The organism is Sulfuracidifex metallicus DSM 6482 = JCM 9184 (assembly GCA_032834875.1).
Classification (GTDB): domain Archaea; phylum Thermoproteota; class Thermoprotei_A; order Sulfolobales; family Sulfolobaceae; genus Sulfuracidifex; species Sulfuracidifex metallicus.
In genome coordinates, this window is record CP135238.1 from 519,800 (window position 1) to 533,562 (window position 13,763).

Below are 13,763 nucleotides of genomic sequence, written 5' to 3' on the forward strand. Positions count from 1 at the left end.
TATTTTTAATGATTTATTCAAGAATTAACTTTAAAAAATAGGCAATAAAAAATGGAAAATTAAGAATTAACTTTAAATAGGAAGGGGGGTAGGCTATAAGATAGCTTCGGGGGGTTGATAAATATGATGGGGGCAGAGGTAAGGTATTTCCCAAAAGTAGTCGGGAAGCAAGTATACGGTAGCTTGTACGACTGCGATGTTAACATATTGAAGGATACTGAAAAGCTACAGGAGATCGTTAAGGATGCTTCAAAGGAGGGCAACATGACACTCCTTGATATAAAGTCTTGGAAAATTGGAGAAGGTGTAAGCGTAGTCGCAATAATTCTGGAGAGTCATATAACTATACACACTTGGCCTGAATACAACTTCGCAACCGTCGACGTATACTCATGTGGCGCACATACGGATCCTCATAAGGCTTTCTACTATATTGCCAAAGAACTAAAAAGCAAAAGGTACGAAATAAAGGAGGCTGATAGGTCATCGGAGTTCTGATAGTAGGTGGTGGAATAGCAGGGCTACTACTTGCCTCAAGATTACAAGACAAAGGTTTTTCTCCTTTAGTCTTTGATAGAAGAAGAATTGTTGGAAAAAAATGCACGGGCGTAATTAGTAGAGATACGTTTTACAAACTTAAAGTAAGCAAAGAATTTGTTGATAGGGAGTTCAAGACAATAGTTATACATCATGAGAAAAATCAAGTTTTCGTATCTACTGACGTGTTAAGATTAAACAGAGCTAGGCTAGAACAAGAACTTTGGAAAAACCTAAAAGTCGAAATAGGAAACGCAGAAATTCTAAGTAACGGAGTCTTAGTAAATGGAAGAAAAATCGAAGGGAACGTAATTAACTGCTCTGGATGGAAAGGAAATGCGAAATGGGTAAAGGCGATAGAGCTTTTAATTGACGTTGATGTAGGTGAAGAGATACATGTCTACTTAGACAAGAGAAATCCAGCGGGTTTCTCTTGGAGTGTTCCTTTACCTTATGGGACCCTAGTTGGTGCATTATCTTACTCCGACCCAAGACAGTTTTTACCCCATGTAAAAGGTCGTGTAATTGAAATGCATGGTGGCGCGATACCGAGGGTTAGACCTTTAGAACCTAATGTTAGATCATTAGGTGACGCAACTGGCAACATTAAGACTTTCACTGGTGGAGGTATATTTGGAATTGCAACGTTAATAGACCCATTGGTCGACTTCATGTCTGGGGATCCTAAAGGTTACTTTGAAACTTATAAGAAAATATCATCAGAAGTGCAAAAACAGTATAAACTCACTTCTCTCTTAGAGAGAACTTGGAGACTCGCTTTACTAAGCGTTAAGCTATTTAATGGAAAGACGATAACCGTTAAGGAGGAATTCGACTTCCATTCACTTCTTCCCTCGATTCCTCACTAGATTGTAACAGCCTTCTCCTCTCTCTATAAAACCTTCCTCAATCAACTTAGATATGACTTCTTCTGGTTCCTTAACGCCTTGGGTTCTTAACTCCTTCACAGCAATTATCTCTCCTACTGATATGTAAGTGGAGAAGTACTTCTTAGTTATTTCAACTTCCTTTTCTGCGAATACCATAACAAACTTTTAAGTTATACGCGATTTAACGTTTTCGTGGAAGCCAGGGCTTTTCTCCAACTAATAAGGATTCACAATGTCATAGGAGCTATGTTAGGTGACCTAATGGGTTATCTAGTGTCTTCCTTCTGGCATGTGAACTTAGTTCAGATGGTCCTTTCAATGCTGGTTGTAGGTCTAGTTGCAGGAGGGGGTTACGTCATAAACGATTACTTCGACGTGAACATAGATAAAATAAACAAACCAGATAGACCTATCCCGTCTGGAAGGATAAGCGGATCAAAGGCCAGGAAGATAGCACTGTCCATGTTCGTAGCGGGTGTCTTATTTTCAATTCCGTTAGGAATAGTACCATTTTCAATAGCTATGTTTACAATAGTCATGTTATATTTGTACGCTAAAGACCTAAAAAGGACAGGAATCCCTGGAAATTTGACTGTAGCTCTAACCAACGGTTTGTCCATATTCTATGGAGGTTCGGCTTACATGGAAGGTGACTGGTTGTTGAAGGTCATTCTTCCTACGTTATATTCCTTCTTCCTAACCTTGGTTCGAGAATTCGTGAAAGGAATTGAAGATTACAATGGAGACAAGGCTAACTCTGTTACAACTTTAGCAGTGACAAAAGGAATAGGAACAGCATGGAGAATAAGCAAGATCTTATTGATTTTAGTAATAGTCGTGTCACCTCTCCCCATACTTTTCGGCTTTAATTTGAGCTATATTTTACTTATAGTGGTTGCGTTCATTCCATCGGTAGTTCTTTCATTAATCCAAAAGCCATCTATCGAATCCGCTGCAAAGGCAAGAAGTTACTTAAAGGTGTCAATGCTCACTGGAATTGTGGCTTTCCTTCTCGGCAGTGCACCTTTCATCCCAAAGGTCTATCTATCACAACACGCATACCTGATTTTATTCCAACTACTCTTAAGTTTACATTAGTAACGCCGTTAGTTAGTTGCATGACTTTCTCCGATAATTCCTGATTGGGCGAAACTGATGAATAAACCTTAAAAAATTTAGTAATCCCATTAACTGTTAGATTCATAATAACTTTATCTAATGGAACTTCACTTTCGTTCTTAACGTAAACCAATAAATTACCATCCTTTGTACTCAACTGGGGATTAAGCCTTATTTCAGGAGACTTAGTGGAAAAAGTTCCATAGAAAATTATCGCAATATACTCGCTTTCACTTATTACGTTCACTTTGCCATCATCGTGAATTTCCACCTCATCTGACTCATAATTGTAATAGCTGGAAAAGTAGTTATTCCTTTCTGTCAATATCCTTGCGGACCCGTTCCTTCCTCCCATGACTAGAATTCCTCTACCTATGCTTTCTAACTCTAAGTTCTCGTTTTCCCTTAGAATCATCATCCCAGCGTCCAGGGAATACTTGGTTTTTATATCTTGATCTGGATAAAAAGCCACAACGACTAAGCTTAACAAACTCAAAGGGTCCATTGAAGATTTGACGAAACTGAGCTCGTTCTTTCCTTCCTTTCCGAACGGCGATATGTCGTAGATAATTGTGGATAACGCCCTCTTGTCCTCAATTAATTCTATGTTTGGCTTGAATTCTTTGCTTAAAGAAAAATCATTGACCCACATTCTTAGCTTCGGCATGCTTTTCAAATCCCTCTCGGCTGATGCTATAATGTAAAGTTTCGCTGGCTTCTTTTCTAGTTCAAAGGCATAGCCAACGCTTCTCTTTACGTTATCTAAAGGAATCCCTCTGAAGGATTGAACCTCTAGCGAACCATCGAAGTCTCCCTCATCAAATGTACGTAAGTCTCCTTTCGGCATATATTAAAGTCTGGAGTAGACAAAATAAAATGAATGCTGAACAAAGTCTTAGCCTCCATCAGAAGGGTAGATGTAATAGTGGAAGTTTTGGATTCAAGAGAGCCTGATCTAACTAGGTCTAAGGAAATAGAAAGGTATGCAGTGAAGAACGGAAGACAAGTTATAATAGTTCTAAATAAAATAGACTTGATACCGAGAGAAGTTGCAGATAGATGGAAAGATTACCTTTCCAAGGAATTCCCGACCGTCTACGTCTCAACTAAAATGAGACAAGGAACTAGGCTTTTGAGGGACTCCATAAAGGAGGCATTAAAAGGAGAAGGTAACGTGGCATTTGTTGGTTATCCTAAGACAGGGAAATCTTCCATTGTTAATGTGTTAAAGGGAAGGAAATCCGCTTCGGTCTCTTCCCAGCCCATGTCCACTGGTTTCACTAAAGGTATTCAGCTAATAAAGATTGATTCCAAGATATATGCGTTGGATACGCCAGGCATCATTCCACCTCATGGTAATCCGTTCGAAAAGGCAATCAGGGGAAGTAATCCAGATAATTTAGAAAATCCAATTCCTCCTGCATTAATTATACTTGAAAAAGTATTTCAAGTATCTCCAGCACTTCTGGAAACTACCTATAAGGTAAATTATTTAAACGGAATGCAGTTCCTCCAAGACTTGGCCAAGCATAGAGGTTGGATAAACAAGGAAGACAAGGAACCAGATCTTGATTTGGCAGCAAAAACTGTAATTAAGGACTACCATAACGGAAAAATAACTTATTATACTCTTCCCCCAGAATGACCTGATGATAAAAGTAGTTGTCTTTGATGCCGATAAGACGTTGTGGGATCATTATAATATCTCAGAGTTCGTAGAGCCACTTAAAAAAATTTCTGAGGACGAAATCGAGGACTCTTCGGGAAATAAACTAAAGCTTTTCCCTAACGTAAGGGAGTCACTTAAAGAACTTAAGAGACGGGGATACATCCTAGGTGTAGCCACGTGGAACTTACCTGAAAAAGCATCCTTGGTTTTTAATGCATTAGAACTTAGCCAACTTTTCGATATTATGATATCTAGACCCTTTCCATTTAAATTTTTAATGCTGACAGAAATTATTAATGAATTAAGGAAACGCGGAGTAAACGTGCAAAGGGACGAGATCATGTTCATTGACGATAGGAGGATTCACTTTGGAAACGTATGGCTGTATCTTCCAGGAGTAAAATGTATAGAAATGTGGAAAGAAATGCAGGATCATATAGATGTGTTTAAACTTTTAGAACGTTCTCAGTTGAATGATTTTTAAAATAATCGAATGTATAATAATACAATAATATAGTAATGCTTAAAACTGATTGTTCTTCACTACTTTCAGTGAAAAAGGATGATGGGTGGCCGTATCCTCCAAGTCGGATACTAAATCCAAAACTCCTTCTGAAGGAAACCCCGAACTGGGGCAATTTAGAAGAGAGAATGGAGAGGTTCTCTCCAAAAGAAAAGGTGAGACAAAATGCCAACAGGTGCTAGATTAACTATAGATGCTCTAAAAAGAGAAGGTGTCAAGGTAATTTTCGGAATCCCTGGACTGTCTAACATGCAACTTTATGATGCATTTGTAGAGGATTTAATGAATGGAGAGTTAAGGCATGTATTAATGAGACATGAACAAGCAGCGGCTCATGCTGCAGATGGTTACGCTAGGGCTTCTGGAATTCCTGGAGTATGTACTGCAACGTCGGGTCCCGGAGCAACTAACCTAGTTACTGGGCTCATAACTGCATATTGGGATAGCTCTCCTGTGGTAGCAATAACTGGACAAGTTCCGCGATCTACCATAGGAAAGATGTCATTTCAGGAAGCTGACGCAGTTGGAGCCACGGAAGACGTGGTAAAATATGCATATCAGGTAAGAAAATTCGACGAAATACCTCCAGCGATCAAAAATGCCTTCTATGTGGCTACCACCGGAAGACCAGGACCAGTAGTGGTAGATATACCTAGAGACATATTCTACGAAAAAACGGATAACATAAAGTGGCCTGAAAAACCCACTATAAGGGGATATAGACCTTTCAAAACAATAATTGATCCAATAGCAATTAAGAAAACGGCCGAGATGTTGATAAACGCTGAAAGGCCTGTTATAATGGTAGGAACTGGTGTAGTATGGTCAAATGCTTCTAAAGAAGTATTGGATCTGGCAGAGACGTTAATTGCTCCAATAGTGTCAACCCTACCTGGTAAATCAGCTATACCGCATGACCATCCATTGTACTTAGGTGCAATGGGGTATTATGGAAGGGCAGAAGCTTCGATGGTAGCTTTAGAGTCTGATATGATGTTCGTAGTAGGTGCTAGGCTAAGCGATAGAACGTTCACTTCATATGACGAGATGATAGAGACCAGGAAAAAGTTCGCCATGATAAATATAGACCCTACGGATTCAGAGAGAACCATAAGAATGGATGTAGCCCTTTATGGAGATGCTAAGATACTATTGAGAGAAATTCATAAGGCGGTATTGGAGTTAGGCAAAAAGAACGATAGATCTGCATGGATGAAAAGAGTCAAAGAGTTGAAAGATTACTATTCGCAGTTCTATTTCAACGATGATAAGACCAGAATGAGACCTTGGAAGGTTCTCAAGACCATAAGACAGAACTTGCCAAGGGACGCTATTGTAACGACTGGAGTAGGTCAACATCAAATGTGGGCGGAAGTATTTTGGGAGGTACTTGAGCCCAGGACTTTCCTCAGCTCTACTGGGATGGGAACTATGGGCTTTGGCTTACCTGCTGCAATCGGAGCTAAAATGGCAAGGCCGGATAAAGTAGTTGTAGATCTAGATGGCGATGGTTCGATGATGATGACTGGAACTAACTTCGCCACCGCGGTAGATGAGAACATTCCAGTCATCTCTATAGTGTTTGATAATAGATCATTAGGGTTAGTAAGGCAAGTTCAAGATTTGTTCTTCAACAAGAGGGTTGTAGGAGTGGACTATGGACCTTCCCCAGATCTAGTGAAATTTGCGGAATCCTTCGGTGCGCTAGGTTATAACGCTACCACTTACGAAGAACTGGAGAAGTCAATAAAGAGCGCCATAAAGGAAAACCATCCGGCTTTAATAAGAGTTCCAATAGACAAGCAAGAGTTAGCCTTGCCAACTTTACCACCAGGAGGAAGACTAAAGCAGGTGATCGTAACTGACCCAAGAAAAGGTAGTTAGAATATTAGGATATTACCACGATGCCAGTTACATAGAGAGAATAGCATCTAATCTAAGGAAGTTGTTGGTGGACGTTGACTGGATCTATGGCAGGAAGATAAACGATGAAGGGCTATATGAGATATATATGGGCATACCTTACACTAATAATTTCGAAATAGCCGTTGCAAACTTAAGTAAGACAGTAGAAATAGAAAAAGTTGAGGTATTAGAGGACGCGCAATTAGAGACATACGTTGTGTCTCATGACGGAACTATAAGGAAAGGTGGAGAGGAAGAGTGGAATGATGGAGAGAACCTCATAATTTATCTACCAGTTTTCTCTAAGGTAGTAGGATATAGTTGGGGTGATAAATATAGCAAAAATCTACACTGATAAAGATGCGTCATTAGACGCTTTAAAAGGTAAAAAAATAGCCGTACTGGGTTACGGAAACCAGGGAAGGGCATGGGCCCTTAATATGAAGGACTCTGGGCTAAACATTGTAGTAGGTCTAGAGAGACAAGGAAAATCTTGGGAAAAGGCAACTAAGGATGGATTCAAGCCGGTGAAGACTGAAGATGCAGTAAAGGACGCAGATGTGATAATATTTCTAATACCTGACATGGTGCAGAGAACGGTATGGTTAGAGAAAGTAAGGCCAAACATGAAGAAGGGAGCAGATCTCGTATTTGCACATGGGTTCAACATACACTTTAAGATGATAGAGCCTCCTACCGACTCGGACGTATACATGGTAGCTCCCAAAGGTCCTGGAGATACAGTAAGGGAATACTACGTAGCTGGAGGGGGAGTACCCGTACTCGTGGCAACTTACCAAGATGTCTCAGGAAAGGCTTTGGAGAAGGCCTTAGCGATAGCTAAGGGTATAGGAGCAACAAGATCAGGAGCATTAGTTAGCTCATTTAAAGAGGAAACAGAAACTGACCTTGTAGGAGAACAAACGATCCTTGTAGGTGGCATAATGGAATTGATGAAGTCTGCCTTCGAGACGTTAGTTGAGATGGGGTATCAACCTGAAGTTGCTTACTTCGAGACTATAAATGAAGTGAAAATGATAGTTGACATAATTCACTCTAAAGGACTTAGTGGAATGCTGCGTGCGGTATCTGACACGGCTAAATACGGTGGAATAACTGTAGGTAAAAAAGTGATTAACGAGGACGTAAGGAAGAGGATAAGAGAAGCCGCGGAGAGAGTCAGAAGTGGAGAGTTCGCAGCGGAATGGGTTGAGGAATACAACAAGGGAATGCCAGTTGTTATTAACGGACTCAAAGAAAATGATAACAGCTTAGAACAAAAGGTAGCGGATGAGCTAAGAGAACTGATCGAGAGAGGAAAACCTAAAAAATGATCTTTTCTTTTTTAGCAAGTGAATAGTAGAAAGAGAAAGGGAACTTCTGCTGAGCTTTTTCTGTTCAAAAAATTGAGAGACAAGGGATTTGCAGTAACTAGATCTCCCGCAAGTGGAAGCAAGAGAAAGGACCCCATACCTGACATTATAGCCCTTAAGAAAGGCATAATTTTGCTAATAGAATTAAAGAGCAGATCTAAGGACGGCAAGGTATACGTAAGTAAGGAACAAGCAGAAGGAGCTATGGTTTTTGCTGACAAAAGTGGTGGATTTCTTTTCCTAGGGATAAAAACACCAACAACATTTAGATTCTTGGATTTCTCTAAGCTGAGACAAACCAAAGGAGGAAATTACGTTGCAGACGAAAAGACTTTAGAGATTGAAGGATTCAGTTTCGATGACCTTATCAGGTTTGTAGATAAAAAACTAGGTATATCCCTAGACGATTTCATGAAAGGTTGATCATTCTGAAAGCCTGATCCTTATTCTAATGTTATGCTTCTTTTCAAGTTTCCTAAGCCTCGAAGTTAGCTTTCTGTTAAATTTACCTATCTCCTCCTTGGGTATATTAACCACGTACTCTCCTTGTTCATATGAAACTGAGGCGTTCGGTATGACGTTCTCGACTATCTTAGATAGTCTATTTTCCATTGAATCGCCCCTAAGTGATCCTGCCTTAACTGGAACTATCATAGTCTGTTCTCCGAAAACATACATCTCATATTCAACCTTATCATTCAAGAAGTCCTTTATCTCAACTACAGGTCTGGTTAGGTCAGCCTCCTTTAGTCCCGATGGAACCTTAACGGTCATTTCTAAAGAATATACCTTTTCAACTCCTCCGTTCTTTATAAAAACAACAGTATCTAAAATATTAGGTATTGTACCAAGATCTGACCTATTAACAAATCTGTGGATGGCATCTATAGGAGATGTTGCATGAACTACTCCTATCATACCTATTCCAGCTAGTCTAAGATCTGTGTATAGTTTGAAGTCCTCATCGTTCCTCATCTCGTCGTAAACAGTATAGTCAGGCCTACTCAATAAAAGTATATCATGAAGTTCACCTATCTCGGCATAGTTCTTTGAGTACTGTGTAATATCTGAAGGTAAATGCATGTCTCTAGGGCTCTCAATAGTCTTAACTATCTTACCGAGTTCCATATAATATTCAGCTAGAGCTTGGGCAAAAGTTGTCTTTCCCATTCCAGGGGAACCCGCTATTATAATTCCCTCAGCGTGTTCCTTGAACTTGTCCAGAAGCTTAGGATCCAAAGAGTAATCCTCCATTTTTCTCCTGGCTACCGGTCTTGTCACCGTCATCTCCCATCCGTCGCTCAACGGCGGTCTTGTAACAACAATCCTATACGTACCTAACTGTATTATCATTGAACCCTTCCTTTCGATTTCTATGAAGGAGCCTTTAACGAAACGGACACTGTTTACAACGTCAGACACTATATGTTTCATTTCTGGTTTGGATATGACTTTATCCGATAGTTCAACGAACTCCCATTCTCCTGGCTTTCCCCTCTTAGCCTTAGGTCTAGAATCTTCCTTTAAATGAACGCTCATGGTAGACTCATCAAAGAACTTCTCAATCACTACTTTATCGTCCGGAAGTGGTTGCAATAGAACGCAGTCAACTTTAATTAAGTCACACATTTTCCTCTGAAGCTCGTCTGACGTAACAACTGTACATCCATTTTCCTTACAATAATCCCTTACAACTACATTAGAGTCCCTGCCAGCTGTTTCACCTACTATGTCAAAACCTATCAGAAGTCTCTCAGCCATTTCCTTTACTCTGTTTATCTCGTCTAACGCTATGTCACCGCTTACCATACCCTCTTTACTCTCTTCCTCCAGTTCTCTTAATAGAGACCTATGAATGAGAATGTTCCCATATATTACATTACGTTCAAGGTATTTTGAAACCCCGTTAAGCAGGGAACTTTTATCTAACATCAAATCTTTCAAAATATGCTTCCCCGTTATCTACAATAAATCGTTAATATAAAATAAAAAAACTTACTTCTTAACAAGGGAGAGGAAATACTTGTGAACCGCTAGAGTATTAGAGAGCTCTGGATGGAAAGTTGTAGCTAACATTCCACCTTCTTGAGCCATTATTGTAACTCCATTAAGTTTAGATAGTGATTTAGCATTACCCCATACCTTAGTTATTGCAGGAGACCTTATGAAAACTACTCTAGACTTTTCTCCGCCTATTTCAGATAGATCAACGTCAGCCTCGAAGCTTTCCCTTTGCCTACCATAATAGTTCCTAACAACGGATACATCCATAGCTTTAAGCAGCTCCTGCTGTTTCTTCACCTTAGAATCAACAGCCTCCTTTGCCAAAATTATTGCACCTGCACAAGTGCCCAGAACTGGAAGGCCGGAGTTTATTTGATCCCTTAATTCATCCATTAGCCCTAGCTTTGAAGCTAACATTCCAATTGTTGTGCTTTCTCCTCCAGGAATTATAACACCGTCTATCTTAGCAATATCCTTTGTAGTCTTTACTGGCACAACATCTACTGAGCCTCCAGCCCTTTTAGTCTGAAGGGCATGCTCCTCAAAACTTCCCTGATAAGCTAGAACGCCTATTTTCATGTATCCCTCACCTGAAGTAACTGATCTGGTGGTAAGGACTTTATGTCTATGCCCATCATTGTCTTCTGTTCGCTAATCATTTTCTGAGCTTCCAAGACTATTTCTGGATACTCCCAACCGGAAGTTGCCATGACTATAGCTCTTGCTCTGACTTCTGGATCCTCGCTCTTAAATATTCCAGAGCCAACGAAAAGTCCGTCAGAACCTAGCCACATCATTAGGGCAGCGTCAGCTGGAGTAGCTATGCCTCCAGCTGCGAAATTAACTATGGGGAGTCTTCCCAGCTTAGCAACCAACTCTATCAATTGATATGATACTTGATACTCTCTCGCTTTCATGTTACGATCTTCTTCTGTCATTGAAACGAGGCTCCTTAGTTCAGAGTTTATAAGCTTCATATGCCTAACTGCTTCACTTACGTTTCCAGTTCCAGGCTCTCCCTTTGTCCTTATCATAGCTGCACCTTCTGAAATACGTCTTAACGCTTCTCCTAGATTTCTAGCTCCATTTACGAATGGAACCTTGAATAGCCATTTATTAATATGATGGGTCTCGTCTGCGGGAGTCAGCACCTCGCTCTCGTCTATCATATCTACGTCTAATGCCTCCAGAACTTTAGCCTCGTAATAATGACCTATCCTTACCTTAGCCATCACTGGTATAGTGATGGTAGACATTACTTCCTCAATTACCTTAGGATCTGCCATTCTTGCCACTCCGCCTGCTTTCCTTACATCATAGGGCAACTTATCTAGAACCATCACTGAGACAGCTCCGCCTTCCTCAGCTATTTCAGCTTGCTTAGTGTTGGTAACATCCATTACTACGCCTCCCTTTTGGAATATAGGGAAGGCATGCTTTACCATAGTTGTGCCTTCTGCTAATTCGGTCTTTGACTTCAACTCTGGTAACTCGGTGAGGAGACCTTGGTCTTTTAAGGAGTCTCGCACCTCAGCGAGCTTGTAGAAATATTCCTCGATCTCCGAGAAGGAGAGCTCATAAATTCTCATAAGAGTTGGGTATAGACAAAAATTATTAAGCTTTTATTAAGCTCTTGCTCTACTTTTACGCTCGTTTTCAGCCCTTATCTTTACTATTCCAAAGTGGACAGCGCAGTTAACACAGTAACACTTGGTTACAGGATACTTAGTTATTATAGCTCCTTTCTTCTCCAGTTCCTGTGCCAAAGCTGGCTCAACCGGGCTATACATCCTTGTGGTACATATTGCTTTATCTTCAGGAACTCTAGCACCACAGTTATCACAGAATATGTAACCTACGTGACCCTTGTCGCCCTTTCTGCGACCTCTATTCTCCCTTTTCTTTGGCAAGTTTATAACCCTACTTCATTAACATATATAATGTCTAATAAGTTTTTGCCACTCTTAGAACAGTCTTTGCTGTTTTTCCACAGACAGCACACGGATCTTTTACCTCTTTTTCTTTCAAGGGATATCCTAGTACTCTCGCATCTACAATTTCTTCAAGTTTCATACCGCAAGAATTGTCGCCGCACCATGGTAGTTCAACAATTCCTCCCGAGGAACTTATCCTTGATTTAGCTTCTTGAGCGCTTCTCTCGTATTTCACGTGCTCTTCAAGGTATTTTTGGGCAGAGTACTTAAGGTCCTTGGAAATCAAGTTCAGCATTTCATTCACTGCGCTAATTAGATCGGAGAATTGAACCAACTTACTCTGAAAAGTATCCCTTCTCTTTAGCAGAACTGTGTTATTGTTAAGTTCCTTAGGACCTACTTCCGCTCTTAAGGGAACTCCCTTCAGCTCCCATATGTAGTACTTTTCCCCAGGCGTTTTTTCAGGATCTAGGTCTATAACACTCTCTATCCCCGCTTCTGAAAGTGCATTTCCAACTTTCTTAGCGTATGCCATTACTTTCTCGGTTACTTCCTCTGTGTCCTTAGACGGAATTGGAACAACTACTACTTTTAGCGGAGATACCTTCGGAAAGATTACTGGACCGTGGTCGTCCCCATTTATGGAAATTAGAACAGCGATAACTCTATCAGATATCCCGTAACTTGTCTGGTTTGGATAGCAAAGAGATCCGTCCTTCCTTTGAATCTTGAAATCTAAAGCCTTAGTGAAGTTCTGACCAAGATTATGTGCGGTACCTATCTGGATTACTTTTCCGTCTGGCATTACAGTGTCAAAGGCAAATGTATGAAGAGCCCCTGCAAAACGATCCCATTCAGGTCTTTCGGAGATAACGTAAGGTATGCCCAACTCGTCAAAGAATTTGCTATAAATAGATATTGCCTCCTCAACTTGCCTCTGAGCATCATCATAAGTCTCATGAACAGTGTGTGCTTCCTTAAAGGTAGTTATCTCCCTAAGCCTAATCATAGGTCTCGTGGCCTTGGTTTCATACCTAAAGACGCTTACTATTTGATAGTATTTCTTAGGAAGTTGTTTGTAGCTGTTAAGCCAAAGGGATTCCATGTATGTGATTGCAACCTCGCTAGTTGGTCTAAGAGAAACCTTAACATCTAAATCCTGAGAACCACCCTTAGTAACCCAAAAAACCTCTGACTCAAAACCCTTTATGTGTTGAGTTTCCCTCGTAAGTAACTCTTGAGGTATCAATAGAGGAAGAAGTATCTCTTCATGACCCGTTGAGTCCAATAGTTCCCTTATGAAATATATTACGTTACGCCTAAGCCTGAATCCATATGGCATCCATACTCCCACTCCCTTAACAGGGTATCTGCCATAGTCGTAAAACTCACCTTCATAAAGAACTTTATCGAACCATTCACTGAAGTTTTTAGACCATTTATCTCTAGTTACTTTCACGAAAGAAACGAAACAGATATGAAATAAAAAATCTTTTGACTTTTTACTTTCCTACGAATATCATGAGGACTGCAAACAGTATACCATATACAGCTATTCCTTCTCCAATAGCGACAAATATAAGCACGGTACCAAACATGTCCCTCCTTTCGGTTAATACGCCTATTCCAGCAGCTGCAGCCATTCCCACTGCGACTCCAGCTCCTATTGCAGCTAAGCCTATTGAAAGACCTGCACCTACGTTTAGACCAGCGAATCCTACGCCAGTGGTACCGCTACTTTGCGCACCTGCTATAACTCCCGAAACTAATATTGGAAGTAACAAAGCCAGGAGAGTTGTTCTCTTCATA

Annotated in this window: 17 protein-coding genes and 1 pseudogene; 10 read left to right on the forward strand and 8 right to left on the reverse strand. The window is 40.4% G+C overall.

The window, feature by feature from the left end; translation table 11 throughout:
* The first annotated feature begins 123 nt into the window (after positions 1 to 123).
* The 3 genes and pseudogenes from speD (at position 124) to RQ359_RS03035 (ending at position 1,406) form a co-directional block, all read left to right on the forward strand.
* A complete protein-coding gene (speD, locus tag RQ359_RS03025) occupies positions 124 to 498 on the forward strand; it encodes an adenosylmethionine decarboxylase (protein WP_156016121.1) in 375 nt (124 codons plus the stop codon).
* Positions 498 to 593: pseudogene (locus tag RQ359_RS03030) on the forward strand (NAD(P)-binding protein); the annotation flags it as partial. The gene speD and the pseudogene RQ359_RS03030, both read left to right, overlap by 1 nt.
* A 129-nt stretch (positions 594 to 722) precedes the next feature.
* Positions 723 to 1,406 (forward strand): geranylgeranyl reductase family protein, encoded by a 684-nt coding sequence (locus tag RQ359_RS03035; protein ID WP_240899941.1) that lies wholly within the window; start codon positions 723 to 725, stop codon positions 1,404 to 1,406.
* On the opposite strand, the gene RQ359_RS03040 is transcribed toward RQ359_RS03035, so the two are convergent.
* A complete protein-coding gene (locus RQ359_RS03040) occupies positions 1,380 to 1,583 on the reverse strand; it encodes a PolB1-binding protein PBP2 family protein (RefSeq protein WP_054838745.1) in 204 nt (67 codons plus the stop codon). The genes RQ359_RS03035 and RQ359_RS03040 overlap by 27 nt on opposite strands.
* 36 nt (positions 1,584 to 1,619) lie before the next feature.
* Here RQ359_RS03040 and RQ359_RS03045 point away from each other — a divergent pair, with 36 nt between their 5' ends.
* On the forward strand, positions 1,620 to 2,525 hold the full coding sequence (locus RQ359_RS03045; protein ID WP_338116934.1) for a UbiA family prenyltransferase: 906 nt from the start codon (positions 1,620 to 1,622) through the stop codon (positions 2,523 to 2,525).
* Here RQ359_RS03045 and RQ359_RS03050 read toward each other — a convergent pair.
* Positions 2,455 to 3,393, reverse strand: a complete 939-nt coding sequence (locus RQ359_RS03050) for a hypothetical protein (protein ID WP_156016119.1) — start codon at positions 3,391 to 3,393, stop codon at positions 2,455 to 2,457. The genes RQ359_RS03045 and RQ359_RS03050 overlap by 71 nt on opposite strands.
* A 33-nt stretch (positions 3,394 to 3,426) precedes the next feature.
* Here RQ359_RS03050 and RQ359_RS03055 point away from each other — a divergent pair, with 33 nt between their 5' ends.
* From RQ359_RS03055 to hjc, 6 genes are all read left to right on the forward strand, one after another.
* Positions 3,427 to 4,191 carry a GTPase gene (locus RQ359_RS03055; protein WP_054838748.1) on the forward strand — a complete coding sequence of 255 codons (765 nt, stop codon included), beginning with the start codon at positions 3,427 to 3,429 and terminating at the stop codon, positions 4,189 to 4,191.
* Between the two features lie 4 nt (positions 4,192 to 4,195).
* On the forward strand, positions 4,196 to 4,699 hold the full coding sequence (locus RQ359_RS03060; protein WP_156016118.1) for a magnesium-dependent phosphatase-1: 504 nt from the start codon (positions 4,196 to 4,198) through the stop codon (positions 4,697 to 4,699).
* 204 nt (positions 4,700 to 4,903) lie between these two features.
* Positions 4,904 to 6,622 (forward strand): acetolactate synthase large subunit, encoded by a 1,719-nt coding sequence (locus tag RQ359_RS03065; RefSeq protein ID WP_156016117.1) that lies wholly within the window; start codon positions 4,904 to 4,906, stop codon positions 6,620 to 6,622.
* Positions 6,600 to 6,998 (forward strand): hypothetical protein, encoded by a 399-nt coding sequence (locus tag RQ359_RS03070; RefSeq protein WP_054838749.1) that lies wholly within the window; start codon positions 6,600 to 6,602, stop codon positions 6,996 to 6,998. The genes RQ359_RS03065 and RQ359_RS03070 overlap by 23 nt, the downstream gene beginning before the upstream one ends.
* Positions 6,979 to 7,977, forward strand: coding sequence for a ketol-acid reductoisomerase (gene ilvC / locus RQ359_RS03075; protein WP_420856773.1), 999 nt, complete (start codon positions 6,979 to 6,981; stop codon positions 7,975 to 7,977). The genes RQ359_RS03070 and ilvC overlap by 20 nt, the downstream gene beginning before the upstream one ends.
* A gap of 18 nt (positions 7,978 to 7,995) precedes the next feature.
* Complete coding sequence (hjc, locus tag RQ359_RS03080) at positions 7,996 to 8,439, forward strand: Holliday junction resolvase Hjc (RefSeq protein WP_338116932.1); 444 nt, start codon at positions 7,996 to 7,998, stop codon at positions 8,437 to 8,439.
* Here hjc and RQ359_RS03085 read toward each other — a convergent pair whose 3' ends face one another.
* The 6 genes from RQ359_RS03085 to RQ359_RS03110 form a co-directional block, all read right to left on the reverse strand.
* Positions 8,440 to 9,948, reverse strand: a complete 1,509-nt coding sequence (locus RQ359_RS03085; RefSeq protein WP_054838750.1) for an ATPase, T2SS/T4P/T4SS family — start codon at positions 9,946 to 9,948, stop codon at positions 8,440 to 8,442.
* Between the two features lie 63 nt (positions 9,949 to 10,011).
* Complete coding sequence (pdxT, locus tag RQ359_RS03090; protein WP_156016116.1) at positions 10,012 to 10,599, reverse strand: pyridoxal 5'-phosphate synthase glutaminase subunit PdxT; 588 nt, start codon at positions 10,597 to 10,599, stop codon at positions 10,012 to 10,014.
* Positions 10,596 to 11,609 (reverse strand): pyridoxal 5'-phosphate synthase lyase subunit PdxS, encoded by a 1,014-nt coding sequence (pdxS, locus tag RQ359_RS03095; RefSeq protein WP_156016115.1) that lies wholly within the window; start codon positions 11,607 to 11,609, stop codon positions 10,596 to 10,598. Before pdxS ends, pdxT begins: the two co-directional genes overlap by 4 nt.
* A gap of 36 nt (positions 11,610 to 11,645) precedes the next feature.
* Positions 11,646 to 11,930, reverse strand: a complete 285-nt coding sequence (locus tag RQ359_RS03100) for a 30S ribosomal protein S26e (RefSeq protein ID WP_054838751.1) — start codon at positions 11,928 to 11,930, stop codon at positions 11,646 to 11,648.
* A gap of 34 nt (positions 11,931 to 11,964) precedes the next feature.
* Positions 11,965 to 13,413 (reverse strand): proline--tRNA ligase, encoded by a 1,449-nt coding sequence (proS, locus tag RQ359_RS03105; protein ID WP_338116931.1) that lies wholly within the window; start codon positions 13,411 to 13,413, stop codon positions 11,965 to 11,967.
* Between the two features lie 43 nt (positions 13,414 to 13,456).
* On the reverse strand, positions 13,457 to 13,762 hold the full coding sequence (locus tag RQ359_RS03110) for an ATP synthase subunit c family protein (protein ID WP_054838777.1): 306 nt from the start codon (positions 13,760 to 13,762) through the stop codon (positions 13,457 to 13,459).
* Between the last annotated feature and the right edge of the window lies 1 nt (position 13,763).

What these genes read in the sequence shown, in the direction of transcription:
- RQ359_RS03110 (WP_054838777.1), bottom strand. Translation starts at nt 13,762, where the DNA reads ATGAAGAGAACAACTCTCCTGGCTTTGTTACTTCCAATATTAGTTTCG.
- RQ359_RS03065 (WP_156016117.1), top strand. Translation starts at nt 4,904, where the DNA reads ATGCCAACAGGTGCTAGATTAACTATAGATGCTCTAAAAAGAGAAGGT.
- pdxS (WP_156016115.1), bottom strand. Translation starts at nt 11,609, where the DNA reads ATGAGAATTTATGAGCTCTCCTTCTCGGAGATCGAGGAATATTTCTAC.
- RQ359_RS03050 (WP_156016119.1), bottom strand. Translation starts at nt 3,393, where the DNA reads ATGCCGAAAGGAGACTTACGTACATTTGATGAGGGAGACTTCGATGGT.
- speD (WP_156016121.1), top strand. Translation starts at nt 124, where the DNA reads ATGATGGGGGCAGAGGTAAGGTATTTCCCAAAAGTAGTCGGGAAGCAA.
- pdxT (WP_156016116.1), bottom strand. Translation starts at nt 10,599, where the DNA reads ATGAAAATAGGCGTTCTAGCTTATCAGGGAAGTTTTGAGGAGCATGCC.
- RQ359_RS03040 (WP_054838745.1), bottom strand. Translation starts at nt 1,583, where the DNA reads ATGGTATTCGCAGAAAAGGAAGTTGAAATAACTAAGAAGTACTTCTCC.
- RQ359_RS03085 (WP_054838750.1), bottom strand. Translation starts at nt 9,948, where the DNA reads ATGTTAGATAAAAGTTCCCTGCTTAACGGGGTTTCAAAATACCTTGAA.
- RQ359_RS03060 (WP_156016118.1), top strand. Translation starts at nt 4,196, where the DNA reads ATGATAAAAGTAGTTGTCTTTGATGCCGATAAGACGTTGTGGGATCAT.
- RQ359_RS03055 (WP_054838748.1), top strand. Translation starts at nt 3,427, where the DNA reads ATGCTGAACAAAGTCTTAGCCTCCATCAGAAGGGTAGATGTAATAGTG.